The 25,875-nt window shown below is 59.2% G+C and carries 23 protein-coding genes; 13 read left to right on the top strand and 10 right to left on the bottom strand.

Translation table 11 applies throughout. The features are described from left to right. Positions 1-156 precede the first annotated feature (156 nt). The 5 genes from AC6H1L_RS17230 to AC6H1L_RS17210 all read left to right on the top strand — a co-directional run bounded on the left by AC6H1L_RS17230 (position 157) and on the right by AC6H1L_RS17210 (position 7,587). A complete protein-coding gene (locus AC6H1L_RS17230; protein ID WP_497598706.1) occupies positions 157-2,019 on the top strand; it encodes a serine/threonine-protein kinase in 1,863 nt (620 codons plus the stop codon). 222 nt (positions 2,020-2,241) lie between these two features. Beyond that, complete coding sequence (gene speB / locus AC6H1L_RS17225; RefSeq protein ID WP_497598705.1) at positions 2,242-3,123, top strand: agmatinase; 882 nt, start codon at positions 2,242-2,244, stop codon at positions 3,121-3,123. A 271-nt stretch (positions 3,124-3,394) separates the two neighbouring features. Then, complete coding sequence (locus AC6H1L_RS17220) at positions 3,395-4,252, top strand: hypothetical protein (protein ID WP_497598704.1); 858 nt, start codon at positions 3,395-3,397, stop codon at positions 4,250-4,252. 517 nt (positions 4,253-4,769) lie between these two features. Then, complete coding sequence (locus tag AC6H1L_RS17215; RefSeq protein WP_497598703.1) at positions 4,770-5,606, top strand: hypothetical protein; 837 nt, start codon at positions 4,770-4,772, stop codon at positions 5,604-5,606. A gap of 991 nt (positions 5,607-6,597) precedes the next feature. Next, positions 6,598-7,587 (top strand): polyprenyl synthetase family protein, encoded by a 990-nt coding sequence (locus tag AC6H1L_RS17210; RefSeq protein ID WP_497598702.1) that lies wholly within the window; start codon positions 6,598-6,600, stop codon positions 7,585-7,587. 405 nt (positions 7,588-7,992) lie between these two features. Here AC6H1L_RS17210 and AC6H1L_RS17205 read toward each other — a convergent pair whose 3' ends face one another. From AC6H1L_RS17205 to AC6H1L_RS17195, 3 genes are all read right to left on the bottom strand, one after another. After that, complete coding sequence (locus tag AC6H1L_RS17205; protein ID WP_497598701.1) at positions 7,993-9,720, bottom strand: protein kinase domain-containing protein; 1,728 nt, start codon at positions 9,718-9,720, stop codon at positions 7,993-7,995. 853 nt (positions 9,721-10,573) lie between these two features. After that, the gene (locus tag AC6H1L_RS17200; RefSeq protein WP_497598700.1) at positions 10,574-11,008 is read right to left on the bottom strand and encodes a hypothetical protein; all 435 of its coding nucleotides are present in this window, start codon (positions 11,006-11,008) and stop codon (positions 10,574-10,576) included. Positions 11,009-11,300: 292 nt separating this feature from the next. Next, entirely contained in the window at positions 11,301-12,176 is an 876-nt protein-coding gene (locus AC6H1L_RS17195; RefSeq protein WP_497598699.1) for an LLM class flavin-dependent oxidoreductase, read from the bottom strand. A 207-nt stretch (positions 12,177-12,383) separates the two neighbouring features. Here AC6H1L_RS17195 and AC6H1L_RS17190 point away from each other — a divergent pair, with 207 nt between their 5' ends. Both AC6H1L_RS17190 and AC6H1L_RS17185 read left to right on the top strand, forming a co-directional pair. Continuing rightward, positions 12,384-12,854: a GNAT family N-acetyltransferase gene (locus AC6H1L_RS17190; RefSeq protein WP_497598698.1), complete on the top strand. Its 471-nt coding sequence runs from the start codon at positions 12,384-12,386 to the stop codon at positions 12,852-12,854. 5 nt (positions 12,855-12,859) lie between these two features. After that, the gene (locus AC6H1L_RS17185) at positions 12,860-13,732 is read left to right on the top strand and encodes a Cof-type HAD-IIB family hydrolase (protein ID WP_497598697.1); all 873 of its coding nucleotides are present in this window, start codon (positions 12,860-12,862) and stop codon (positions 13,730-13,732) included. 78 nt (positions 13,733-13,810) lie between these two features. Here the strand turns inward: AC6H1L_RS17185 and AC6H1L_RS17180 are convergent, their stop codons facing one another. Further along, on the bottom strand, positions 13,811-14,353 hold the full coding sequence (locus tag AC6H1L_RS17180; RefSeq protein ID WP_497598696.1) for a YceI family protein: 543 nt from the start codon (positions 14,351-14,353) through the stop codon (positions 13,811-13,813). Between the two features lie 283 nt (positions 14,354-14,636). Between AC6H1L_RS17180 and purU the strand changes: the two genes are divergently transcribed. From purU to AC6H1L_RS17160, 4 genes are all read left to right on the top strand, one after another. Next, on the top strand, positions 14,637-15,494 hold the full coding sequence (purU, locus tag AC6H1L_RS17175; protein WP_497598695.1) for a formyltetrahydrofolate deformylase: 858 nt from the start codon (positions 14,637-14,639) through the stop codon (positions 15,492-15,494). A 323-nt stretch (positions 15,495-15,817) separates the two neighbouring features. Further along, entirely contained in the window at positions 15,818-16,354 is a 537-nt protein-coding gene (locus AC6H1L_RS17170) for a redoxin domain-containing protein (RefSeq protein ID WP_497598694.1), read from the top strand. A 35-nt stretch (positions 16,355-16,389) separates the two neighbouring features. Further along, the gene (locus AC6H1L_RS17165; RefSeq protein WP_497598693.1) at positions 16,390-16,977 is read left to right on the top strand and encodes a hypothetical protein; all 588 of its coding nucleotides are present in this window, start codon (positions 16,390-16,392) and stop codon (positions 16,975-16,977) included. Then, the gene (locus tag AC6H1L_RS17160) at positions 16,974-18,215 is read left to right on the top strand and encodes a trans-sulfuration enzyme family protein (protein ID WP_497598692.1); all 1,242 of its coding nucleotides are present in this window, start codon (positions 16,974-16,976) and stop codon (positions 18,213-18,215) included. Before AC6H1L_RS17165 ends, AC6H1L_RS17160 begins: the two co-directional genes overlap by 4 nt. Before the next feature lie 85 nt (positions 18,216-18,300). Here the strand turns inward: AC6H1L_RS17160 and AC6H1L_RS17155 are convergent, their stop codons facing one another. Together AC6H1L_RS17155 and AC6H1L_RS17150 are read right to left on the bottom strand one after the other, a co-directional pair. After that, positions 18,301-18,492 (bottom strand): hypothetical protein, encoded by a 192-nt coding sequence (locus tag AC6H1L_RS17155; protein ID WP_497598691.1) that lies wholly within the window; start codon positions 18,490-18,492, stop codon positions 18,301-18,303. 192 nt (positions 18,493-18,684) lie between these two features. Beyond that, positions 18,685-19,686 carry a BON domain-containing protein gene (locus tag AC6H1L_RS17150; RefSeq protein WP_497598690.1) on the bottom strand — a complete coding sequence of 334 codons (1,002 nt, stop codon included), beginning with the start codon at positions 19,684-19,686 and terminating at the stop codon, positions 18,685-18,687. Positions 19,687-19,893: 207 nt separating this feature from the next. Between AC6H1L_RS17150 and AC6H1L_RS17145 the strand changes: the two genes are divergently transcribed. Beyond that, positions 19,894-20,133: a hypothetical protein gene (locus tag AC6H1L_RS17145; RefSeq protein ID WP_497598689.1), complete on the top strand. Its 240-nt coding sequence runs from the start codon at positions 19,894-19,896 to the stop codon at positions 20,131-20,133. Positions 20,134-20,160: 27 nt separating this feature from the next. Here the strand turns inward: AC6H1L_RS17145 and AC6H1L_RS17140 are convergent, their stop codons facing one another. Then, positions 20,161-21,549 (bottom strand): glycoside hydrolase family 1 protein, encoded by a 1,389-nt coding sequence (locus AC6H1L_RS17140; RefSeq protein WP_497598688.1) that lies wholly within the window; start codon positions 21,547-21,549, stop codon positions 20,161-20,163. 178 nt (positions 21,550-21,727) lie between these two features. Further along, positions 21,728-21,883: a hypothetical protein gene (locus AC6H1L_RS17135; protein ID WP_497598687.1), complete on the bottom strand. Its 156-nt coding sequence runs from the start codon at positions 21,881-21,883 to the stop codon at positions 21,728-21,730. Between the two features lie 273 nt (positions 21,884-22,156). On the opposite strand from AC6H1L_RS17135, the gene AC6H1L_RS17130 reads away from it, so the two are divergent. Beyond that, positions 22,157-22,804, top strand: a complete 648-nt coding sequence (locus AC6H1L_RS17130; RefSeq protein ID WP_497598686.1) for a hypothetical protein — start codon at positions 22,157-22,159, stop codon at positions 22,802-22,804. Positions 22,805-22,920: 116 nt separating this feature from the next. Here the strand turns inward: AC6H1L_RS17130 and AC6H1L_RS17125 are convergent, their stop codons facing one another. Then, on the bottom strand, positions 22,921-23,127 hold the full coding sequence (locus AC6H1L_RS17125) for a helix-turn-helix domain-containing protein (protein ID WP_497598685.1): 207 nt from the start codon (positions 23,125-23,127) through the stop codon (positions 22,921-22,923). A 269-nt stretch (positions 23,128-23,396) separates the two neighbouring features. After that, positions 23,397-25,805, bottom strand: a complete 2,409-nt coding sequence (locus AC6H1L_RS17120; RefSeq protein WP_497598684.1) for an FAD-dependent oxidoreductase — start codon at positions 25,803-25,805, stop codon at positions 23,397-23,399. Positions 25,806-25,875: the final 70 nt, after the last annotated feature.

Below are 25,875 nucleotides of genomic sequence, written 5' to 3'. Positions count from 1 at the left end.
ACCGTAGAGCAGTCGACAGGAGATCAGGATCTGGCCCCAGGTAGGGCTTTATCACGCAATTTCGGTGACACACAAAGCAACCCAATGAATAGCGATGCATTGATCGGGCACCGGCTTGGCGCGTATCTGATTCAGCGCAAACTGGGAGAAGGCGCTATGGCACGGGTCTATAAAGCCTACCATTCTCGACTACGGCGCGACGTGGCTATTAAGGTCATTCGCCCGGAGGTGGCAGCGCGCCCCGGCTTTGCCGCCCGCTTTGAGCAGGAGGCTCAATTGATCGCTAGCCTGGAGCATCCGCACATTGTGGCTGTCTATGACTTCGGGGAGGCACAGCTTGGTGAGTTGGGCACTATTCCATACCTGGTCATGCAATATGTCGGCGGTGGCACACTACGCGACCTCTTGCGTGAGGGTCGACCGCTTGATCATCTGCAGGCCATACGCTACGCTCGGGATATGGCCAGCGCTTTGCAACTGGCTCATGAGCGCGGCATCGTGCACCGCGATGTGAAGCCGCAGAATATGCTGCTGACGCGCAGCCCACAACGTCAGATCTTGCTTTCCGACTTTGGAATCGCGAAATTGCTCGATCGACGCGAGCCCCTCACACTCAGCAGGGGCTGGCAAGCGCTGCCCGCCGAGAGCGAGGATGAGGGTGAGCCAACGCAACCAGAGCTAGAGCGCTTGCAGCTCACCGGTACGAGTGAGCTGCTCGGCACAGCGGCCTATATGGCCCCAGAGCAGATCAGACGGCAGCCAGTCGACGCACGCACAGATATCTACGCCCTGGGAGTGGTCCTTTTCCAGATGCTGACTGGACACCCTCCCTTTGAGGCCGAGAGCACCGCCGTCCTGCTCTACCACCATATCTATAGCCCAGCCCCCGATGCCCGCACGTTCAACCCAGCAGTACCGGCCCCCCTGGCGCGCATCATCGCCCGCGCCCTGGCGAAGACTCCTGAAGAGCGTTTTCAATCGGCGGCAGAGCTGGCCGCTGCTCTGGATGAACTGCTGTTTTACGAGAGTGAAGCCCTGCATCAGACACCCGCGACCTTTTTCGACCTGGACCGACCAGACCCAAGGAGCACGCCCGCCAGCCCAGCGGCCCAGTCCAGCCAGCCCGCTGGTCAGCCAGCCGGACTGGCAGCCCCGGCCCAGATCAAGCCCGCCTCATACCAGATGGAGCGGCCACCTATCGTGACTTCTGCCCTTACTTCAGGCTTGCGGGCCCCCGGCGTCGGCGACGAGAGCCTCGGTCCGATCCGCCAACGGAGGCCTTCTCTCTCTACAGACCAGCTTCTGAGGCGACGCAGGCTCCCTCTTGCTCTTGGTATCTTTATGCTTCTTCTCCTCATCATTGCAATGCTGCTGCAAAGTCAGCTCAGCAACTGGATGGCATTCTGGGGGAGCAGCGGCCCCGCTTCCGAGGGTGTGGCCCAGCCCTTTACAGATACTTTTCAGACCAATCAGCAGCGCTGGACCGAGAGCGCCCCGGCTTTCAGCACGGCCATTGGCAATGGCCAGTATCTGATCACTATTGGCCAGACTCCACCGGCAACCTATTATTTCCCCTACCCCCAGGCCGCAGGCAATTTGCCAGCCAACTTCACCCTGAGCGCTCAGATTCAGCGTCTGGAGGGCGATCAGGAGAACTGGTATGGTCTGGCCTTTCGCCTCCATCCCGAAGGAAACTATGTCTCCTGTTATGCACTGGTGATCGATGGTGTTGGTCACTATGCCTTCTGGAAGTTTGATGCTCATGCCGCCCAACCGGGCACACCTCTGATAGTGGTGAGCGGCCAATACTCTCCGCGTCAGCACGCTCCCGATCTGCTGGAAATCACTGCCAGAGGGGACACCTTCACAGCCCGTATCAACGGCGCTGCTTTAGATTTCAATACCTCGACGAGGAGTGTGAGCGATCCAGGAGGCTACAGCGGGGGCCGTCCCGGCTTGCTGGTCACTGGCCCCCAGGCCCGTTTTCTTATCACACGCTTCACGCTCGCGCTCCCCTGACAGCAGCAAGGAGAGAGCTTTCACCGGCGCCGGCGGCCTTGCCCCCCGCTCTAACGAGGGTGCCCCAAACCAGCAGACAGAACAGGGCAGGAAAAAAGAAGAGAGCCACCCGCTGCCCTAACCGAAACGCCTAGGGAAGATCTCTGAGAGCTGGGCAGAAACGGCGCATTGTGGTAGAGTACAAGACGGCGCGTAGAAGAGAGAGGAGGTCGGTTGCTTCTCATGAGGGAGCCTACGATTACCCAATTTTTGGATGAACCGCAGTATAGCCATCCTGACAAGGCCCGGGTGGTGATCATTCCGGCGCCGCTTGAATATACCGTTTCTTATCTGCAAGGGACACGTCACGGCCCACAGGCTATTCTCAATGCCTCTAGCCAGTTGGAACTGTATGATGAAGAGCTAGAGTGCTGTCCGCTCGAAGAAGTGGGCATCTACACCCGCCCGGCCCTGGATTACCGGGGTGTAGACCATGCCAGTGCGCTGAAACTGACGGGCGAAGCGGTGCGCGAGGTGCTAGAGCGGGGGCAATTTCCCCTCCTGATCGGGGGAGAGCACTCGCTTTCTCTGCAACCGATTGCTATAGCGCGCGAGTTTTTCCCCGACCTGACAGTTATTCATATTGACGCGCATGGTGATCTGCGCACTGAATACGAGGGGTCTCCCGTGTCGCACGCCTGCATCGCCAGGCGCGTGCTGGAGCTGGGCGTCCCCGTGCTTGAAATCGGCATCCGCAGCCTCAGCGCCGAGGAAATGGCTTTCCTACGCAGCGGGGCTGATGTTGCAATTGTCTGGGCCCGTGACTTGATCAACGGCCAGGCCCGTATCCCTTGGGAGCGTCTGACCGAGCACACCTATTTGACTTTCGATCTCGACGCCCTTGACCCCGCCGAGATGCCTGCTGTTGGCACTCCCGAGCCGGGCGGGCTGAGCTGGTATCAAACGTTGGCGCTGCTGCGCGAGATCTACCGACGCACGACCGTCGTCGCCCAGGACGTGGTCGAGCTTTGCCCGATTCCTGGCCAGATTCGCGCGGACTTTCTGGCGGCCCGCCTGATCTACAAGATGATCGGCTACCGTTTTTGCGCCCAGCTACGCGCGTAGGTCGGTTCCCAGATAGCATCGGTGAGGAGAGATGAACGGAGAGAATAGAGCCAGGGACTTGCGCCTCCCGATCAATGGGCAAACAAAGATAGCGGCCTGGCAAGGATGCCCTGCTGTTGAGCGCCGCTCAGGCCAGTGCCGCGGCCGGCACGGGCAAGAGAAGCCCACGCTTTGGCTCGGATGTCGCCTTGCTTTTTGGCTACTCCTGGTGCTGGCACTGCTGACAGCCTGCGAGTCCAACACAAGCGAACCTGTCGCTGGACAGGCTCACTTGCGCCAGCTTGATAACGGTACTATTATCTATGATAGTAGCTCCGAAGCGGTGTTGCTGCGTACTTTCCGCGGCGGGGGCCACCTGGGAACGCTTGACCTCAGCCCGCAGTTGAGCATCTACGGAGACGGTACCTATATTCTCGGCCCCGGCCTGCAGATGCGCCAGGGGCATTTGAGTCAGGAGCAGTTGAGCCAATTGCTTCACACCCTGGTCAACAATTATAAGCTGCTGAGCTTTCAGCGTCAGCAGTTCTATGAGATACCCGATCAGGACGCGGTCCTGCTCCAATTCAATGTGAACAATCAACACTATCAATTTCTCTACAGTACCTTTGGACAGCGCCAGGAGAGCCAGCAGGACCTTGACGAGTACCAGCGCCTGGGCCAGGCGCTCACGACGATCAACGAGGCCGTGAGCGGGGGGCCAACCACAGCCTATGACACGAGCCGCAAAGTCCTGCTCGTTCGCCAGGACTTCGGCCCCGATTTGAGCCAGCCGGTTCCTACATGGAGCCTGCCTGACTTCACTTTGCACCAGGTGGCGCTGTTTGAATGTGGTCCAGTGCCCGAGGACATCACCGGGCCAAACGCAGATTCAGGCTGCCTGAGCTTCACGACGCCCCAGCGAGCTTTGCTGCTGACGCCTGAGCAAAGCCGTACCGTTAGCAATCTGCTGCACGGCAGGCTGAGCGGGGAATTTTACGAGCCTGCCACAGGGTTATACTATACAGTGATGCTCCGCGCACTCCTGCCGGATGAGCTAAGTCAGGGGGTGCTGGCCATGTACGGCAGTCAGGATCTGACCTATAGCGGGGTGCCGCTGCAGCAGGGGCCGCTTCCAGCCACAGCCTCTTAAGTTCCAATAACAGAGCAGCGATCTCATCCCGCTGCAGCTCAGGTACGGTGCGGGTTGGTTAGACCAGGCACGTAGGTCTACCTAACCCCACCCAGCGAGCCATGTCGTCCACAAGCAGTCAATCAGCTAGGGAGGACAGACAGGTCATGGCGTAGTGTGGTATACTGAGTCACAGAGAGCAAGGTCCCTCCACAACACCGCTAGCAGTGTGTCACTAACGCACATCAACCTTGAAGCAGGTTCGTTTGCCGATGTAAGGTAGCGCCAGGACAGGCAGCCTACGCTCCAGCCACCGTTAGTCCAAGACAGCAGAGAAGAAGGCGTAGGGTCTCTCCTCTCCTGGTTGCTCCATCTACCTCGTGATTACTCTACCCCTCAATGGGACGAGCAGAAAGGACATATGACCAGAGAATTTGAAAACAGGCGAAGAGATACTTTTCGCTTTTCCGCTCGCAACCAACCGTCAGCCAACGGCAGATACAATCAGGAGCGACCTGCCCGCCCGAAGCGCCCTCGTTTGAGCCGTGAGATTGTCGACCGGGCCTGGCAGATGGGTGCTCGCCTGCATCACCCAGACTATCAGCCGCGTGCGGATCTGTATGGATCTTCCTACTTCCAGTCGACCAGCACTCCACCCTATCGGCCCGGCAGCCTTTGGACACCGCCGCTGCAGAACCGCTCAGTGCAAGGCCAGCAGAATCGACAGCCCCGAGGTCGAGGCCATCTGGCTGGCAACACGGGGCGCACGGGCCGGGGTCCTCGTGCCCAGCAGGGACCGCGCTCTTACGAGCGAGAGCCAGGAGCGTCCTCTTTCCCCAATGGCAATAGCCGCTGGCAGCCGGGGAAACCACAGCGCTCGCCGCGTGGCGCTCCACCATCCCAGCGCCGGTACTATGGCCCCTATGGAGCAGATATCGAGCCATTTAAAGGCGGCGGCAAGCATAACGGCGTCTATGAATACGATGCTGCTCCTTATCCGAGTCCAGGGCAACGCCATACACCAGCTTCGATGAACGGCTTCCGTTCTGCAGCCGGGAATACGCGCGCGGCCCGCGAGACCCGTGAGCGTGGCAAAGCAGACAAAGAGAAGAGGGGCCGTAGCCGACAACGCGAGAAGGCCTTCTGGGAGGAGATCTCGCAAGAAACCGATGATCTGCTTGGGCGTCTCTCGCTCAATGGCCATCACCCGGAGCTGTCAGCTTCGGAGTCCGCGGGGTATCCCGCCCCGCCTCAATCAGCAGAGCCTGACTTTCTCGACTCCTCTCAGGCCGATCACCTGCCAGCGCCGGAGACGCTAGACAGTCCCAGCGCCTCCAGCGCCCAAGAACGGCAGCAGCAGCAACAAGAGGATTAGTCTGCCCACTCCCTGGTCCTTGAGAGCAGGGTAGGATTAGCGTCAAGCTCAGGCTCAAGGCCCTACACTGCCTTGCTTTACCTATCCGCCCGCAGGTGCGCTAGTTCATCAGCCAGCTAGCTTGCAACGGTCTCGTACCTCTCGCGAGAGGTCCGCATACTTGCATCCATGCGAGATGAGCATCTTATGCCCCAGGGCCAGCATACTGGACTTGCTTGCAGGCAGCCGGTGCCTTGCTCAGGACCAGAGCAAACCCTGAAGATCCCTGGCCAACAGCTCCATCGATCACCAGATGGAGGCCAGCGGAAACGCCAAGGGTGCCAGCGGCGAAGAGAAGATTAGGAAGGCGAGCCACGAGAGCAGGAGAGACAGGGAAGCCTGAGCCTGAGTCAGGTCGTGGATAAGGCATGCTATAATCTGAAGGGAGGTACGCACAGGGGCGCGGTTTCTTCCCGCCCCTGTCTGCGTATCGGGATGCTCGTCACGACCCTGTGGTGAGAGACAGCAGGCAAACAGGCAGGAACTTGCCCTTTCGCGCCTTCTCGCTAGACCGAGAAGCACCATAGGAGGTAGAAGCTGCATAGCATCAATGCAGGCCTCCGCTCTTACCCTGCGTGCTCCAGCCAAAGGGCCAGGCCACCTTCCTTCCCCTGCAGGGAACGGGGGAAGACACAGGGCCACCTGATCCTGGCCCACTCGGCACAGCACTCTCTCTGCTCTGTCTCGGGGCCGGCTTGGCCCGCATCCGAATCTGAGGGACCGGCATGGCATATCAGGCGCGACGACGGAATCCGCAAGGGCTTCCGTTCGCTCGCAGCAGGTGATAAGCATCTCCTTCCCAGTGAAGGGTAGTATTTTGCTGTCGCTCGCCAAGACCAGGAAGGAAAGGAGGACGGCGTTTCCCCCGGCTGAAGCGCAGGGCGCGCAGCGCAGCCAAGTCCAGGCAAGCAAAGCTAGCTCAACCAGCCAGGGGCCTCGCGCCGCACGTCATATGAATGATACAGCCACATTAAGCCGCCTTTTTGCGAGTATCCAGGCTGACCTTGATGAAGTAGATAGGGTATTTCAGGAGCGTGCCAGATCCGGCCTCCCAATCCTGAACTCTGCTTCTATGCACGCCCTTTCCTCACCCGGCAAGCGTTTGAGAACGGCTCTCACGCTGCTCTCGGGAAAGCTGAAGGTGTATCGCTTTGAGAAGCTACTGCCCCTAAGCGTCGCCTTCGAAATGGTTCACCTGGCGACGCTTATTCATGACGACATCGTCGATGGGGCCCATACGCGGCGCGGTCAGCCAACGGTCAATGCTCTTTGGGGCGACCATATTGCGATTCTGCTCGGCGACTACTATTTTGCCAAAACCGCCGGCCTGATCGCTGATATCGAAGATAATCGCATCAATCATCTCTTCTCGGACACGGTTGCCACCGTCTGCGAGGGCACCATCATGGAGATGCTCAGCGCCCGCCGCCTCGATCTCACTATTCAGGGCTACTACGAGAAGATCAGCCACAAAACAGCCTGTCTGATTGCGGCTTGCTGCAAAGGTGGCGCCATCCTTAGCGAGGCCACCGACGAGGAGATCCAGCACCTACACGAGTACGGCATGAATCTAGGCATTGCCTTCCAGATTATTGATGACGTGCTGGATTACACCGAAGACCAGACCACCATAGGCAAGCCAGCCGGGAACGATTTGCGTCAGGGTCTGGTGACGCTTCCGCTCATCTACGCTCTGCAGAGCCAGCCTTACAATGGCCATCACCAACAGGTACAGCTTCTGCTCTCAGGCGAAGGCAGCAGTGAGGAACAGATCCGCGAGATTGTTGAGTGGGTGGCCCGTGGCAGTGGAATCGAGCGCTCGCTCGAAGATGCTTACCGCTACGCAGCACGGGCACGTGAGGCCCTGTATCACTTTCCTCCTTCACCGGACCGCGATGTCCTTGACGAGCTGATTGACTTCGTTGTCTTGCGCAAGCGCTGAGGCTAACTGCATTAAGAATAAGAATCAGTAGAGGAAAGTAGATTTAGTCCCCTGCTTCTCGCTCTGACCGATCTGAATTTGAAGGCATGCCTTCCAGAGAAAGTGGTATTAGAGCCACTGGCCTCGGCGGTGCGCCAGGAAGGATCTCCAGCCCGATGCGCCTCCTGGCCACCTCCAGGCAGAGAGTGAACAAACCGACGGGCCAAGTCAACCCGCAGGCTAGCTGTTGCCGCTCATCTGTCCGCCAGTCCCTAGCGCTTTGCGGATAAAGCGCTACTCCTCATGCACCAGCAGTCGCTGCCACCCTTCTGGTTCCCTCTGGGTGTTTCCCCAAAGAGCAGAGCAAAGTGGCAAGAGACGGGGGCAGAGCCAGAAGCAGCCCCCATTTGCTAGAATAGTCCGCTGCTAGAACAGCCCGCGCGCGAAGATAACCACGGCAATCAGCACGACCAGAATACCAGCCACCCAGAGCGCGGCATTCAGCGTATCGTTCCCTTCACGCATCGGGGGCAGATCCTCGGGGCGCGGTAACAGCAGACGCTGCTCCTCCTCTTCCAGTACCGCCCCCAACATGAGTGGCAGAGCCTGAGCCACGCTATCGGGTATTGATGACCCTGACGAGGAAGATGACGAAGCCGACTCCGTCTGAGCTGCAGCCGATGCTGAGGCCGCGTGCGAAGAGAAAGAGAGCGGCTGAGAGGACCACTGTTCACCAGCGGAGCTGGTCTCCCCCGCAGCCGAGCGCAGAGCCAACAGATCGCGACGGAGTTCAGCAGGGCGCTGATAGCGCTGGCTGGCGATCGGACGCAGCCCCTTGGCAAGAATAGCCTCGAACTCCGAGCTGACCGCAGGATTGAGCCGCTGAGCCGGTGGAATGCTGCCACTCATGCCCGTTGGAGGACTACCAGTCACCAGATGATAGGCCGTCGCCAGCAACGAGTAGAGATCAGTGCGACTATCTACGGCGCCCCGCACGAATTCCGGCGGTAAATAAGGCGAGAGACGTGAGCGATCCAGCCCAGAAATAAACTGAGTGGCGCCGCCCGCCAGCACAATCGAAAAGTTGGTCAACAGATACTGAGAGCCGGAACGAGCGACGATGATATGCTCGGGCCGGATCAGGCCATGCACGAGCGGCGGCGTCTGTTGGGCCATCGTCTCCAAAATCTCGGTAATCTGCAAGCAGCATTCGATAACTTCCTGCTCCGGTAAGGCCCGCCCGCTGCGGCGGAGACGCGCGAGCAGACTTTCACCTTCCACCGCCTCGAAAATAAAGAAGTTACGCCCTTGATCGCTGAAGGCATCCAACAAGGCGGGAACGCGCGGATGCCGCCCGATAGAGGAGAGCGTCATAGTCGCCGTGCGCAACATTGATTGCACAGCAGCGGAAGAGCCTTCGGGGATCACCAGCTCACAGATAGTCACCTGTGACCCGGCGCGCTGGGCATCCTGACCACTCCAGCTAGCCTCAAAGACCCCATTGAGCCATTCCTGACGCTCCAACAACTCCTGCAGGCGATAGCGTCCACCCCTGAGTATCGTTCCAGGCATCAAAGGCCGCAACGTGCTCCCCGAGATTCCACTACCGCTAGAGCCGCTAGTGGCCGGCGGCATAGAGGCCGGGAAAGGAGTAGCAGCGGACACCGCAGGAGTCGGCGTCGAAGGGAAAGTAGGCGGTACCGGCGTTTCACGCGCCAAGGGATCAGTCACGAGACGACTCACCCGCAGCGGACTTTGCGAGCGGGAGAGATCCGGCGATAGAGCGCCGCTGGTACGATTAGGGCGAGTGGGTACCTGGGCCCGGGCGGGCATACCTGGGCGCGAAGGAGAAGAGAGGGAAGAGTCGCCCGCAGCCTCCCTGCGCATGGACGGCGAAGACCCCAGCGAGGAACGCTGCTGATTAGGATGAGTAAGATTCCTGGTCGCGACAGCATCGGAGCCAGCGATTCCCGGATGGGAGAGCGGCCTGCTCACATTCGAGCCAGCGAGGCCCGGCCCTGTACGGCGAGCCGCCGGGTCCAGAGGGTTGGTCCCCAGGCCCGCCCCGAAACCGGGAGTAGCTGAACCGGTGCCAAAGGAACCGGAAAGAGGGCCCGAAGCCCCCAAAGGCGACCGCCCACCTGACGCACCCATACGCGCCCCACCTGCCCCCGGATTGCCAAGCGCTCCACTCCGCAGAGGCGAGGGCCCCGTAGAGAACGCCGATAGCGAGCCTGAACGTTGCTGCTGCTGCTGCAGATCAGCAGGATTAGAAGGCCTTGATGGCTGTTGGACAGGGGAAGATGCTGACCATCCTGACGCCGATGCCCCCCCAGATAGGCCCGGTAGGCGAATGACCAGGCCACAGCGGGTGCAAGGGCCTTTGCTTGCATCCCACTCGTTGCCACAACGAGGACATATCATGGACTCTTCCTCCTCATTTCTAATCCCTGGCGGGCTTGAGAGGTGCGCCCAGCTTGCTTGCTCGTTTGCTGCTTCTTCGTTTGCTGCCTAATCCATGAGCGGGCGTCAGATGTCAGGCCAGTACGGCGCCTGCCCTGACCAGGTTGCCAAATCAATGGGGAGATCCAAACAGTGCACTCGCCTGTCGTGAGCAGATGCAAAGAAGACATCTTCCTGCCTGCTAACTGGTCTACCCGTCTTACCTATCTCCCACATGCCTGCTCAATGGAGCGCCAGTTGCAGCGAAATTGTTTTGTTGTCTCTATTCATCAATAAGGGAATAACGCGCTTGTTCCTGGTGCGTCCCGTCCCATTACGCGAAAGAGAGAACTGGGAGGCCAGGCCAGCGCGCCACTGCCTTCAGCAGCCCCTCTCACCCCCGCGGGCGCGCGCAGAGGGAACCTTTCACGAAATAAAAAGCAAACCTTCTTTACACCACATCCCACAATAAATTCGTGCAGGGTGCACTTGTCGAGAGTATAGAGGAGAGTATTTACAGCTGTCAATGCCGCTACCCGTTTGTGCTATCGGGCCACACCTTCGCTCAGCGCGTCTTACGCCCGATCGGGGCCAGCGCTGTAAAGAAAGTCTCCAAGGTCTTCGCTAGCTCGTAGAGCTGGGTAGCCTCATAGACCGTCACCTCATGTCCAGGGTGGGCCACCTGATAGAGCAGTTGCACAGCCGGCAGCTTCAGCGACTGGCTTGCTTCTTCGGCTAGCGCCCCAATCAGCGAGGCACGCATGGCATCTACGCTGGCATTGACTTCCTCAAGTCGCTCAATATCAATAAAGCTTGTCTTCTGCTTCTGCTGCTTTTGAGACTGTTCTCTCTGTCCTGCTTGTATCCCCTGACCTCGGCCTGCCTGAGCGGCCTCCCATTCTTTACGCGCTTGTTTTCCCGCCGAGCAATAGCAGAACTGGGGGTGAGCCGAATCGGAATTCTGCAGGCCGGTATCATCGCAGATTGGGCAAATAGGCATGCCTGCCCTCCTTTGCTCTCTCAGCCATTGCACAACTACACGGCGCCTGCAACAACTATACCACACTGGAGAGCAGGGCGACACCTCCTTTTGCTATGACCAGGACTTTCTTCAGGAGAGGAGTGGTAGCCAGGCTAGGGGAGATGGGCCTGCGAGCAGACGGGCCGGCCTGCCGGGCCAGAGACTGATGTGAAACACATCAGCCAACAAGCAAGCATACAAGCAAGTAGTATACAAGGAGGAAGAGGCAAGCACGGTTGGTCTGCCCGCAAGCCCATGCTGTCCTTATCTGTTAGATCTGCAGGCCCGCGATTGCTTCGGCCAGCAGATCGATCTGCTCAAGCTCGGGAATAGTGGCCCAGAGCATTAACTCATCGGCGCCTGCTTCGGCAAAGGTCTGCACGGTGCGGCGAATCGCCTCCGGTGTAGTTGGGATCATGCGCGCCATCTGATGGGCTCGCGGGCCAGCAAAGGCATAGTAATGGCTCAGATAGGCGTCGGCCTTCTCAACGGCGTTTTCGCCCAGACCATAGTAGACGGAGCCAACAAGTCGCGGCCTGCCAGGCTTACCGGCTTCTTGCCAGACCTGCTCGGCCAGGCGGAAAAACTGGCCGGCTTGATCGGGGGCACTGCCACCGGCAATAAAGCCGTCTCCCCAGCGCGCCAGGCGCCGGATCGCCGCCGGCGAATAGCCACCGAGCAGCACTTCTGGTCCTCCAGGACGCACCGGCTTGGGGCCGATCGGGCCAATCTCTGCGCTCAGTGGCTCACCGGACCAGATGCGTTTCATGAGGGCGAGCTGCTCATCAAAGATTTTGCCGCGCCGATGGAACGGTACCCCAGCCGCCCGAAAATCGTCTTCGCGTGCTCCAATGCCCAGTCCGAGCGTCAGGCGCCCGCGCGAGTAGGCATCAAGGGTCGCCGCTTCTTTGGCCAGAATCGCTGTGTTGCGCAGTGGAGCAAGTAGGACGGTTGTCATGAGGCGGATACGCGAGGTGACCGCCGCTACGGCCCCCAGGGTGATCATCGGCTCAAGGTTGGGATAGACAAGTCGATCAATCAGGCCGAGAGAAACGAATGGTCCTTGCTCGGCACGACGCGCCCATTCTAAGACCAGGCCGGGATCAACCCCAGGGATCGAGGCCGGTAGCCCAATGCCAATCTTCATGAGTCCCTCCTCCCAGAAATCAGCTGGCTGACTCACTTTGTGATTGGTGCTGTACTTATGTAAGTGTGACACACAGGGCCACCGGTTTGCAACCTCGCCTGTGGAGGTGATAAGCTAAGCTATGGCTGGCAGACCGCCCCGCCAGGGCAGGTCTGGCCTCTAGCCTCTGCTGAGCCTGGTACCATATAAGGAGTGAACGTGAAGCCTATGCCCCTCATACGGCGTGCCACCAGCGCCGATATTGAGATCTTAACGGCGCTCCGTCTGGCCCTGCTGCGGGAGACAGGCAAGGTGATCAATGATCAGGGTGAGCAGCAGCTCCGCGCTCTGACCTACTCCTATTTTCGCCGGGCAGTGCCACGGGGGGAATTCCTGGCCTGGGTTGCTGAAGTTGATGAGCATGGCACGATTGCGGCCACCGGCGGCCTGGTCTTTTTGACCCGTCCCCCTTCGCCCGATAACGAGGCCGGCTTGGAGGGCTACGTGCTCAATATGTATACGCTGCCAGCCTGGCGCGGGCAGGGCCTGGCGAGGGCGATCTTGCGGCACATTATTGCCTATGCTCGTCAGCAAACCCCCGCACGCCGTCTCTGGCTGCGCGCCACTGACGCAGGCCGCCCGCTCTATGCTAGCGAGGGCTTTCGTCCAGCAACGCGCGAGATGGAATTACTCTGGTAATCGTTATGCAGCAACGCTATCGTCTCCTGGCCATCGATCTTGATGGGACTCTGCTGACCCCTTTTCCAGAGAAGCAGGTGACGCCTCGGGCGCGTCAGGCCTTGGAGGCCGCTAGCGCCGCCGGCCTCGCTATTACGATCACAACAGGGCAGATGCTGGCTGTCTTGCGCCATGTCTGTGCAGGCTTGCCGCTCAGCGGCCCTCAGATTCTGGAAAATGGGGCCCTGATCGTCGATTTCACCACAGGCTCGGTGCTCTCTGAACGCCTCTTGCCAGAAGAGCATATTCTCCCGGTTCTGGAAGCAGCTCGTTCCCTGGGACTTTATCGCGCTTATCATACGCCAGAGGGCGTCTATGTCGACCGGCATACGCCGCGGGCCCGCGACTGGTACCGTCCTCCTTTACCACCGGTCATCGAAGTGGACGACGTGGCTACCCTCTATCCGCGTCCCTGCATCAAGGTCGCTGCTGTCGGCCTGCCAGAGACGTTGCCAGCCAAGCGCCAGCAGCTTCAGCATTGGTTCGGTAAGACGTTGCATGTGACGCAGTCGACGCGTGACCTTCTGGAAGTGCTGCACCCGGAGGCCAGTAAGGGGCAGGCGCTGCGGCAAGTGGCGCGCTTGTTGGGAGTGGCTCCTGACGAGATCGTGGCCATCGGTGACCATTATAACGATGTGGAGATGCTGCGCTTCGCCGGCCTGAGCATCGCCATGGGCAACGCTCCCCCCGAAGTGCAAGCGGTGGCTGACTATGTGACGAGCGATAATGCTCACGATGGTGTGGCTCACGCCTTGGAGCGCTGGGTCTTGCCGACCTTTGGACGGTCCCGCTCAGAAGAGAGGGCAGAGAGGCCGGCGAACGAGGAAGCCTGCTGGTAACGCAGTCCTGGTCAAGCGACGCTTGGTTACCAACAGGCTTCTTGATCTGGTATATATAGGATCTATTGTAGGAAAAACTCAGGCCTTCGAGGCAGCAGGCACCTTTTCGGTGATTTCCAGTTCGATCTCGATCTTGACTTTGTCGTCGACGATGACTCCACCACTCTCAATAGCCCGGTTCCAGGTCAGGCCAAAGTCTTTGCGGTTGATGGTGGCCGTGGCCTGAATGCCCGCACGGCGCAGCCCAAAGGCGTCGACGATGGGGCCATTGAATTCGCCGGTGAAGGTAACAGGGCGGGTGACACCGTGCATGGTCAGATCACCTGTGACACGGTATTCGTTGCCGCCTAGCGGCTCGATCTTGGTGCTGACAAAGGTGATGGTGGGATATTTCTCTACGTCGAAAAAGTCGGCGCTGCGCAAGTGCTGATCGCGCTCGGGTTGGCCGGTGTCGATGCTGGCCGCCTCAGCCTGAGCAGTGATCTTCGAGTTGGCAGGATTCTGCTCGTCGTATTCGATTTCCCCACTAAAAACCTTGAATGAACCTCGCACCGTGCTCACCATCATGTGCCGTACGGCAAAGGCAACACGTGAATGGGCAGGGTCAATCTGCCAGGTCACTTCTCACTTTCCTCCTCTTGCAAAGTTAAAGTTTGTTGCTTTGATAAAGTTTGTTGCTTTACTTATGTAAGTAATATACCACCGCTGCCCCCTGGCTGTCAAGGGGAGGCTTCTTTCCCGTGGGCATTTTGCTCTGATTGCTTTGCTGCTATACTACTGCAGAGATAGCCCACGGGGCAGAAGAGGGGATGGCAGCCGGCGCTGTCCCGGCCGACGCTCCTGCCCCTTCTCTCTCGCTGGCTTGTTTATCCTACTGCTGATGTTCTTTTGGGAAGAGGGGTCTATGCAACAAGATCATGTGATTACGCTGTTGATCTCCTGCCTTGATCGGCCAGGCATTGTGGCGGCTGTCTCGCAATTCATTTTTGAGCACAATGGCAATATTGTTGAGTCAGACCAGTATGCAACGGCGCGCCAAAACGGCACGTTCTTTATGCGCATTAGCTTTTCTGAAGAGGGTTTTCGCCTGAACGAGCGTGAGCTGATTACAGCCTTTCAGCCAATCGCCGAGCGCTTCGGCATGCAGTGGAGCGTTCACTATTCGCGCTATCGCAAGCGTGCAGCCATCCTGGTTTCACGGCTGGACCATTGTCTAGTGGATCTGCTCTGGCGCTGGCGCAACGGTGAACTGGTGATCGATATTCCCTGTATTATTAGTAATCATCCTGATCTAGAGCCGCTGGCGCGCATGTATCAGCTTCCCTATTATCACTTTCCTGTCCGGCGCGAGAGCCGGGCCGCTGATCAGCAGCGCATGTTAGAGTTTCTAGAGGGCAAGGTTGATTTTCTGATTCTGGCGCGCTACATGCAGATTTTGGAGCCGTTCTTTGTCCAGGCCTATCCGCAGCGCATTATCAATATTCATCATAGCTTCCTGCCGGCTTTCACCGGGGCACGCCCCTACGAGCGAGCTTTTGAGCGGGGCGTGAAGATTATCGGTGCGACGGCTCACTATGTCACGGAAGAGCTAGACGAAGGGCCAATTATCGCCCAAGATGTCATTCACTGCAATCATCGCGATAGCGTCGAAGACCTGATTCGCAAGGGGCGCGATGTGGAGCGGCGGGTCCTGGCCGAGGCCGTGCGTTTGCACAGCGAAGATCGTGTACTCGTGTACAAAAATCGCACCATTGTTTTCTAGCCAGGCGGCGCCCCCTATGCGATAATCTCTTGAGGGAGATTGTAGCCCGCTCCGCTAGGTCCTCGCGGGGGATTTCCACACCGCACCCAGCAGCGAGCAGAGTAGCAATCCGTTTTTTCAAGCCACCCGTACTACGAGTACTACGAGAGGTCGTCAGACTCGGGTCTTGCAGGTTCTTTCGCCCTGCGGTTCAGGATGGCTGGCTGATGCTCTTGATTACTGGCCAGATCAGCTCAGGGCGGGCAAGAGAGGTCAGCCTCCTGAAGAGGGAGAAGCAGGCAGGGAGCCATCTGAGAGGAGAGAGCACACAGAAAGTGGTGAGCATGATGGCCGAGTTGTTGTCGTCGTCGTCTACCTCATGCAGGCTGCCCACGCAGGCGGCTCAGGCGAAGCTAGAGGCGCGCGAAATGCTGCCGGCTTTCGCGCTTCCAGACGCTTACGGGGTCTTGCGTGGTCCTCAAGATTACAAGCAGCGCCATCATCTTTTGCTGCTGCTTGTGCGCAGCGTTGAGCTGCCGGCTACGCGCGCTTTCTTGCGGCAGTTCGCGGAGGCGGAGCCAGCGCTGCGTGAAGAGCAGTGCCGGCTCCTGGCGATCAGCCCGAATCAGATAGCCCAGAACGCCGAGGCTCAGGTCGGGCTGCGATTGCCCTTCCCGTTGCTCGCGGACCCCGAGGGGCGGGTTATTGCGCGCTTGACGCAGTGGGACGCCGCTCAGCACACGCTTCATCCAAGTCTGTTGCTGGCCGATCGCTACGGCGAACTCTATCAGCAGTGGGTCGGCCTTCATGAGCAGGAACTACCGCCGTTCAGCGAGTTGCTGGCCTGTTTGCGCTATTTAAACTGCCTGTGTTGTCCCTAGCCAGCGGCGGACCGGGAAGGTTGAGTGAGAGAGCAATGCAGATGAGCGCTTGGGGCCGGGCTGCGATCCTGCTCTTTCTCCTGGGAGCCTGCGGAGGAGGCGCCCTTGATGCCTTTTACGTCTCTCAGGGAGTCAAGCGTTACAGTTCGGCGATGGTCGCCGGTCCCACGCTCCTGGGTGTGCCCTGGTGGGCGCCCTTGCTCGCCGGCAGCGCCGCCGTCGCTATTGGTCTTTCTCATCCCCTACTAGATCCTCTCCTGGCTCATTCGAGGACCGCGCGTCGTCTCTCAACGAGCATCGCCGCTCTCGGCTGGCTGTGTTTAGCCTACCTCCTGGGAGCTATTCCACTCGCTCCTTTCGCTCGCTTCGGCCTGTTGGGCCTGCTCTACCTCAATTTCTGGCTGCTGGCCGGACGAAGCTGGCAAAACCTCATTTTTTCCGCCGTGGTGGCGATTACGGGGACGCTGATTGAGATGATCTTGGTGAATGCCGGGATCTTCTCTTTTCCGCAGAACGCCGATCTACTCGGTGTGCCCGCCTGGCTCCCCTGGCTCTACGCCTGCGCCTCGCTCGCGTTGGGAGACCTGGGTCGGGCTCTCATTTTACTCCAGAGAGGGGGATGACTTTGACAGTTCAGCATTCTTCAGCCGCCTGGAAATTGGAGACGCATCTAGTACAGGATGGCAGGCAGCGCTGGAGTGAAGGGCCTGCTCACGTTTCAACCGTGCAGCCGATTTATGCCAGCACGACCTATCTGCACGGCAATATGGAGCGTCTGGACCAGGCTTTCAGGAGCCCGGCTCCGGGAGAGAAGCGCAGCTATGTGTATGCACGCCAGGGAAATCCCAATGCAACGCAATTGGAAGAGGTGCTAGCGCGCGCTGAAGGGGGCGTAGGAGCGGTGGCCTTCGGCTCCGGTATGGCGGCGATCCATGCGGCTTTGTTGGCTGCGGGAGCGGCGCCAGGCGCAAAGATTCTGGCAGCCCAGGATCTCTATGGCCAGACTATCGCTCTGCTGCGCCAGGTTTTCGCTCCCCAGGGCGTGGAAATCGTGCTCTGTGATCTGTGTTGCGCCTCCGCCGCGGAGCGTATCCGCAGCGAGCAGCCCGATATTGTCTTTGTTGAGACTATCTCGAATCCTCTGGTGAAGGTGACCGATCTCGACGCCATTAGCGCCGCCGCTCGTGAGGTGGGCGCCGTGACCCTGGTCGATAGCACTTTTACGACTCCCTGCTTGCTGCGCCCCATCGAGCACGGCTTTGATTTGGTGATCCACAGCGCGACAAAGTACCTTGGAGGGCATGGCGATAGCACCGGCGGCCTGGTTGTGAGTGCCCGCGCAAGCCTGTTGCAGTCGCTCCGTTCGTACGCTTCCCTGCTCGGCGCCATGCTCAGTCCCTTCGAGTCCTACTTGATCTTGCGCGGCGTGAAGACCCTGGCTCTGCGCATGGAGCGTCATTGTGAGAATGCCCTGCGCATCGCTCATTTCTTGCGCGATCATCCCGCCGTGGCTCGCGTCCACTATCCAGGCCTGCCTGAGCATCCGCAACATGAGCAGGCCCGACGTTTGTTGGCCCCAGGACGCTTCGGGGGCTTGCTCTCTTTCGAGTTGAAGGCGCAGACACGCGAAGCGGTCTTCCGCTTTATGGATAGCCTGCAGCTCTGTGCGCCCGCTACCTCGCTGGGCGATGTGCATACGCTGGTGAGTTATCCACCGGTCTCGTCGCATCGCGATCTCTCTCGCTCAGAATTGCAACAGGCCGGCATTACGGAGGGCTGTGTACGCCTCTCCGTGGGCATCGAGGATGCTGAGGATATTATGCAGGATCTGGATCAGGCTCTGCAGCAGGCGACAGCTTGAGTGAGAGTCACAGCTAGTGTGTATGGAGGAGGCCGGGAGAGTACCGCGCTCTGGGGTAGCTCCCGCCTCCTTCCACCTGCCCTGGCTAGTGCTTGCCGAAGTAGCGGCCCTGCCGCTGCGGCGGCGGGGGAAGAAAGCGCTCGCTCTGGGCAGCGGCGGCCCTCCCTTTCAAAATGACCTCATGGGCCCAGAGGAGGTCTTTGGCCAGGATCACCGTGCGATTGTCTTCCAATGCGTGCCAGGGGAAAGTTCCGAAAGAAGCGGAGGATTTCGGCAATCGACGCGGAAGGATCAAGGCAAGGCCGGCCCGCTGCAGCCTTTGCCATCCGCCCGAAGGTCTTGGCGAGCAGAGTCTTGCAATCACTCCTGCTTACTCGCCGCGGCATCAAGAGCGGAGAATCCTGATCTGGGCGCAGCGAAGCGCAAGCGGGCCACGGCCATAACGATCCAGTTACCGGTGAACAGTGGCTTACTTTGTATGGCGTACATAGCGTCCGCCCGGTACCAGATCCTCATCTTCGGCCCCCGTCGAGGCCATGACCGGCAGACGCTCAGCCCTGGGATTGACAGTCAGGTCATTGACGACCTGACGAACGCCCGGCACGGCGCGGGCGATCTCGGCGGCGACGCGCTTCTGCTCTGCTGTATGCACTGCCCCGCTGAGGCGCACAACGCCCAGCCGGGGGTAAACACCAATGGGCAAGCCACGGGTGCGCGGGTCACGGCCCAGGGCCAGCGCAACCTCACTCGCCAACGTATCATCGGCCACCAGATTATTTCTGATCTCCAGCAGGCCAGGCACTCCCATCACCTGGCGCTCGACCAGGTCGGCGCGCAGAGCGCTGGAGATGTTACCGTCAAGATAGAGCACGCCATCGAGCACGCGTGCGGAGATGCCACGCATGTCTACATGCAGCGGATAGAGATCGAAGAGAACCGCTTCTACCTCACGCTGCAGTTCGCGATCGGGCCGATAGGGCGGCAGTCCTTTGAGAGCCTCGGCAGAGAGATTAAGCCGCACCACGCCGCCGGTCAGCTCAGCAATCATCTCAGCGCGGAAGAGGGTATCCTGTCCCCCGGGAAGATTATGAGCCACCACATAGGCGATCTCTCCACTGCCGGGCTGGGCCGCCAGCAGTAGCAGGCTGCCACGCTGACCAGCAGCCGGCGCCTCGACCAGACTGCGCCCCGAGAGACGCGCGCCAGCCGGATCAGCGACCGCCACCTGTTCCAGCTTCGCCAGGCTTGTCGTCAGGGTTACGCCGTCGCTCGACGCCTGGTTGACCTGGCTAAAGGCCAGATAGAAGCGCTTCTTCACAAAGAGGCCCCGGCTGACCCCTATGTGGGTAATGCTGCGCCGGGCCGCATCCACGACGACCTCATCCAGTAGACCATATTCTCCATCGGAGCAAAAGACTTTGCTGCCGAAGCGGAATTTAAGCAGCTCAGAGATAAGTTCGCTTTTCATCATGATATTCCTCGCGTACCTTCCCAATGCTGGCAGCATGCATCAGTAGAAAACTAGCGAGCCGCCAGCCCTCGCTACAAGAGAGTGTAGCATGGGCTGACATAACCAGGCAAGGCGCCTGCGCGACGACAGACTTTCTGGTAATATGAAAGAGCCGGAAGCAGTCAGCTATGTCTTCAGGCAGCCAGCCATTCGGGAGGTAAGAGAGCGATGACGAGTGAAGAGCATGAGTGCTATATCGAACAGTTTCCCCACAGCCTGCCGCACCGCGATCAAGCAGAGCTTCGCCCCTGTGGCCACTACGCCTGTCCGCCGCATACGATCACCTACTATGGTACCGGTGACGATGAGGAGCTGGTCGGCGATTATTGCATGGTCTGCTATACGCGCCGCTTTCCGCATCTCTGCCCTGATCCGCTGCTGCGCCGCGCCCTGCTCGGCCAGAGCTGAGGGACAGCGCTCGGGCCTCCGAGCCAGTCAGGTCAGCACGCGCGTTCCCGTCCCCAGGGCCGTTGTAGCGCCAAAGATGGTGGCCGCGGCCTCGGGGGCATAGCGTTCGACAATGCTTTCTGTGATAGCGTTGGCGCGACAGATCTCTCCGAACATACTGGCACTGGGACGCGGACGCCGCTCCTGTGTCTGCGGATTCAGCTCGATCAAACCAAAGTGGGCGCCCCAGCCCTCGTTCCATTCGAAGTTATCGACCAGCGTCCAGTGAAAATAGCCACGCACGGGCAGCCCATCGCGAATAGCACGGTGGAGCATGGCCAGATGCTCCAGAATAGCGCGCGGACGGTGACGATCTTCGCGATCATTGAGGCCGTGCTCAGTGACATAGAGCGGCTTATTGCCTCGGGTGCTGCGATAGACCTGATGGAGGACCCGATAGAGACCCTCGGGATAGATCTCCCCGAAGTAACCGGCCCGTCCGGGGTCCTGCATAGGCGCCCCCGGACGCGGAAAGCGCCGGCCAAACAGCTCGGCTGGTCGCCCTGGATCGAAACGGACAAGATCACGAGTATAATAGTTGATGCCGTGATAGTCGCGCGCCCCCGCCGCTCGCGGCACTGCCGGCAAAGCCAGGCTCAGTGGCCAGGGGAGATGCTGGCCCTCCGCTAACTGCAGCGCCACCCGATTATAGAATTTGTCCTGAAGAGAGGCCACAGCCCGGTCGAGCGGCGACCAGGGGCTCGCCGGGTCGAGAGGACGGTAGTTGAGGCAATAGCCGATCTGCCCTTCAGGCTGCAGCTCACGAATAGCGTAGAAGGCCTGCACGTGAGCCGCCATCAGGTTGCGCAGAACACGCAAGGCCCGCAGGACAGCGCGCTCTCCCGGTGGAAATTCACCCGTGAGATAGCCCAGAAAGGCGTAGACGTTCGGTTCATTGATGGTCAGCCAGAATGAGCAGAGATCGCGCAGGCGCGCGACGACAAAGCGCACGAAACGCACAAAATAACGAATGTTCTCTTCGCGAGCAAAACCACCACGTTCGGCGAACCAGAGCGGGTCAGTAAAATGGTGTAAAGTGACCAGGGGCGTCATATGACGCCGACGCAGATCGCTCAGGAGCACGCGATAACGCTCCAGGGCGCTTTCGTTCCAATGCCCCATCTCTGGCTCAATGCGGCTCCACTCCAGGCTCAGGCGCAGGGCGTTGTTCTCCATCTGCTCGGCTAGCTCAAAATCGCGCTCAGCTTGCTGCCACCAGTTGGCGGCTGCTTCACTGCGCTCGCCCGTTAGCGTACGGCCCTGCTGCTCCCAGCGATACCACTGATTGTTGAGATTGCCCCCTTCGCACTGATGAGCCGATGAGGCCGTGCCCCAGAGGAAGCCTTCGGGAAACTGCAGCTTGCGTTCTCTCGCCATTGTCTCTCCTTACATTTGAGCTTGCCTGCGGGAGGCACAGCGCAGCAGCGCGGCACCCGTGTCTATTCTAGCCTGCATAGTCAGCCAGAGCAAGGCTAAGCGCCAGTAAGGCGGGCAGACAAGGTCAGCCCCCCACCTGCCCGCCAGCGGAGAGACCGACGGATGAGAAGCTCACCGACTACTCGGGAAGATAGACAGCGACACGTCCCGTTCCCTGACAATCAGGACAAACCTGCGTTTTGAGAGGGTCTAGATAGCCGAAACCCCCACACATGTTGCATTCGTCTTCCTCGCCGTTGCGCATACGCTGAGGATCGTCATCCTGGTTGTACATACTTCCTCCTGTCTGGCTAAGATGGCTGTTACAGTCAAAACGATTTTGCCCCGCCGGGATAGCCTTTTGCTGTGCCTTTCTTCGCCGGCTACGCCCGGTGATACTTTCTGCATAGAGTGTATCCATGCTTGATCAAATGGGAAAGTTACTTTTTTCCTATTTTTTGGGAATTTATGGCACATGCCCTAAAATAATTCTTATCAGAATTTATTATTTACTTGTGGACTAGAATTGAATCAATGTTACGATATTCTCCTTACAAGGAGGCAAACGATGTTAGAACAATGGGAAGCATTGAGGAAATATTTCTCAGAAGTGACCGATGGTCTAGGGAAGCGCATTGACGAGGAGATCTTCGAAACGGTCGTGACGCTCAACGCCGCAGGTTTTCCAACGGTCATGTCTTGCGGTGGTCACCTTGACGAGAGACGCGGCCTGCTGCTGCCCTGGGTTGACATTGGTCCCCAAGATTCAGCCTTTAAAGCGCTGATTGAGGAAGAAGAAGAACTGGTTCTTGCAGTGCGCCTGGCTCATCAGCGTCTCACAGCGCTGCGCGAGCAGGAGCATTGTGAGGAGGCGCGCTTGACAGAGGTCCAAAACCAGGTCTATGACCTTGCCCGTCGCCTGCGCGAGGCTCAGCGGCAGTTACGCCTCCGGCAAGTTCCTCTACGCACCAGGCTCGTCCAGTACCTGAGTCAGTTCTACGATGGGCGGATGGTGCCTTTCGATCGCCGTCTGATCCTGACGACAGGCCTTTACACGCGCTTACAGAACCAGGGAGCCATCGATCTCTACCTTGAAGCTCCGCGAGAGCTTCAGCTCCAGAAGCTGGAGGAGTACCGCCAGGAGATGCGTGAGTTTACCGCCTTCTTGAAGAAGCTCTATTTCTCTGGCCAGACAGGTCAACATGGATCAGCCTGAAAGCCTCGCAGGGAAGGCAGGAGCAGATCAGAACAGGCTGCCAGACAGACAGGCAGGCTGAGGCCGTGGAAGGCGGACGTGGACCGGGCGGGGGAGCCGGTCCACGTCCCCGTCACTCAATCGAGCGGAATAAAGCCAATCACATCGTAGGGAATGTTCAGCGCCTTTTGGAGCGCCTTCAGGGTCTGGATGTCACTGATGACCCGGTTATACAGTTCAATCTTGGCAATCGCATCGCGGCTCATACAGACGGCCTTTCCTAGCTGCTTCTGGGTCAAGTGCCGCCGACGGCGGTACTCCCTGAGCTGCCTTCCTGTGAACATGGTCGCCCTCCTCCCGTAAAGCGTACAAAAAGTAGAGTACTTTTACACTTAAAAATTCACAATTTGTACGCCTATCACTGTATATGACGAACGACGGAGCGGCGGATCAAATCACAAAAAAATCCGCTCGCCGGCTTATGCTGGCGAGCGGATGAGCAGAGTAGAGTCTGCAGCTCTGATGAGTAAGAGGCGGCCCAAACGAGGGCGCCCACCAGAACGGAAGCGAGGGGCAGCCCAGCGAGCCGCCTCTTGTTGGACTGCTTGCCGGGTTACTCGCGGATGCTGCGCGGAGGCAGCGGGCGCACCAGCGGGCTCATCATTGGCGTCTCCTTCTTATCGCGCGGCAGGCGCTGACGTACCAGGTAGTTAGGAGCCAGGGCCAGATCCTCCTTTTCCAGGGTGACATCAGGGCCGAAGCGATTGAAGAAGGACAGCTCAAAGTTGGGCGTCTCGCCCAGAGCGCCATGCGGACAGACCTCCACACAGTCGCCGCAGAAGATGCAGCGATCCAGGGCGAACGAATAGCGCGTCAGCTTGCGCTCGGCCATCATCAGCGAGCCGGTAGGACAGACCTGTACACAGGCGCCGCAAGAGACGCAGTCAGTGTCGTGCAGGCTCACATTGAAGGGAGTCGACACGATCGTATCGAAGCCCTTGCCGAACATTCCGTAGCAGTCAGGCCCGATTACATCGTGGCAGACACGCACGCACTGCGTGCAGTTAATGCATTTATTGGGATCGCGCAGGATGAAGCTGTGTGACAGGTCGACCTCATAATCGTGATAATCGCTCGGCTCGCCATCGTGGAAGCGATTATCGACCAGGCCATGCTCAATGCTATAGCGCTGCAGATCGCACTGACCGGCAGCCGGGCAGGCGCACTGCAGACAGCGAGCCGCCTCGCGCTTCGCCTGCTCCTCCAGATAGCCCATCTCGATGATGCGGAAGTTGCGCTTACGCTCCTCATAGGGGAGCATCGGCATCTTGACTTTCGGCTCAACAGGCTTATAGGGCACAATATCGAAGAGGTCAGGCTTGCGCTCCTCCAACTCCAGGCGGCGCGCCACCTCATTCATATCCTCACCATTCAGGTAGGCATGGATCGAGCGCGCAGCCAACTTGCCCTGAGCGACACACTCGATAATGGTGCGGGCGCCCATCTGAGCGTCGCCGCCAGCAAAGACGCCGGGGCGATCGGTCATCAGATTATAAGGATTGGTCTGGATCGTGCCCCACTTGGTCCACTTGACGCCCGATTTCTCATCGAGCACCGAGCGATCGGGCTTCTGGCCATAGGCCGGGATAATCGTATCGCAAGGAATGACGTGCTCGGAACCAGGGATTGGGACCGGGCGACGGCGGCCACTGGCATCAGGCTCGCCCAGCCGGTTCTTAATGAACTCCAGGCCCTTGACGCGATTATGTTCATCAGTAATGACACGCGTCGCCTGCTCATAGAAGAGCAGCTCCGTTCCCTCGGCCTCGGCGTCCTCGATCTCCTCCATTGTGGCCGTCATCTCTTTGATCGAGCGACGATAAGCCGTATGGACCTTGGCGCCCAGGCGTAGCGAGGTGCGTGTACAGTCGAAGGTTGTGAAACCACCGCCGAGGACGATCACCTCAGCCCCTTCCTTGACAGGCACGGGCTTGCCCTCCACCTTTTCCCCGAGGAAAGCGATGGCGTTGACCACCCCCTCCGCGTCCTCACCTGGCGTTCCCAGCGGGTTGCTCGTCCAGGCTCCGATAGCCAGGAAGACGGCATCAAAGCCCTGCGCAAAGAGATCATCGATCGTGAAGTCGCGGCCCAGCTTGACATTGCACTGCAGATCGACCCCCAGCTCCCACACATGGTTCAGCTCGCGATCCATCATATCCTTCTGCAGGCGGTACTCTGGGATGCCGTAGCGCAGCATTCCACCGGGCTGCGGCTGCATATCGAAGATCTTGCAATAGTGCCCTTTGAGGGCCAGATAGTAGGCACAGGTCAAACCGGCGGGGCCGGCTCCCACAATCGCCACCTTCTTGCCGGTCGGAGGGTCCTTGACAAAGGGCACCGGAGGATCAAGCAAGCAGGTCTCTGCGGCATGGCCATGCATGCGGCAGATGGCGATCTCCTCATCGACCAGAGCGCGCCGGCAGGCCTTCTGGCAGGGCGCCGGGCAGGTCAAGCCCAGGATATAGGGGAAAGGCAAGACCTCTTTCACCAGGCGCGCCGCCTCTTTCATCGACCCTTTAGCGATCAGCTCCAGGTAGCCCGGGATATCGATGTGTGTTGGACAATCGACCTGACAGGGAGGCTGGCAATAGGCATTATGATCCGACAGCATCATTTCCAGGTTGGTGCGTCGGATGCGAAACAGCTCATCCGACTGGGTTCGCACCACCATCCCGGGCTGTGCTGGTGTATTACACGAAGGCAGGGGCCGATCATAGCCCTCGATGTGCACCAGGCACATGCGGCAGGCTGAAGTCGGCTCCAGCTTCTCATCGTTACACAGGTTCGGGATCTCGATGCCATTCTCCTCCGCCACGCTCAGGATCGTCTGATTCTCGTAGGCACGCACCACCTTGCCATCGATGGTCAGCGTGAAACTGGGCTGGCCCACCTCATTGCGCACCATTCCATCATGCCCATCCTGAGCAAGCGGCGTGAAGCGATCTCTGACTGATAGCGCCATGACGAATATGCCTCTTTTCGAGTGAGCGGTCTCACAACGTGCCTGGCACGCTGCATCAGCGCGCAGAACA

Source organism: Thermogemmatispora argillosa, from assembly GCF_059696725.1.
Note: the sequence above shows the minus strand (reverse complement) of the source record. Positions and strands in the feature narration are given on the sequence as shown.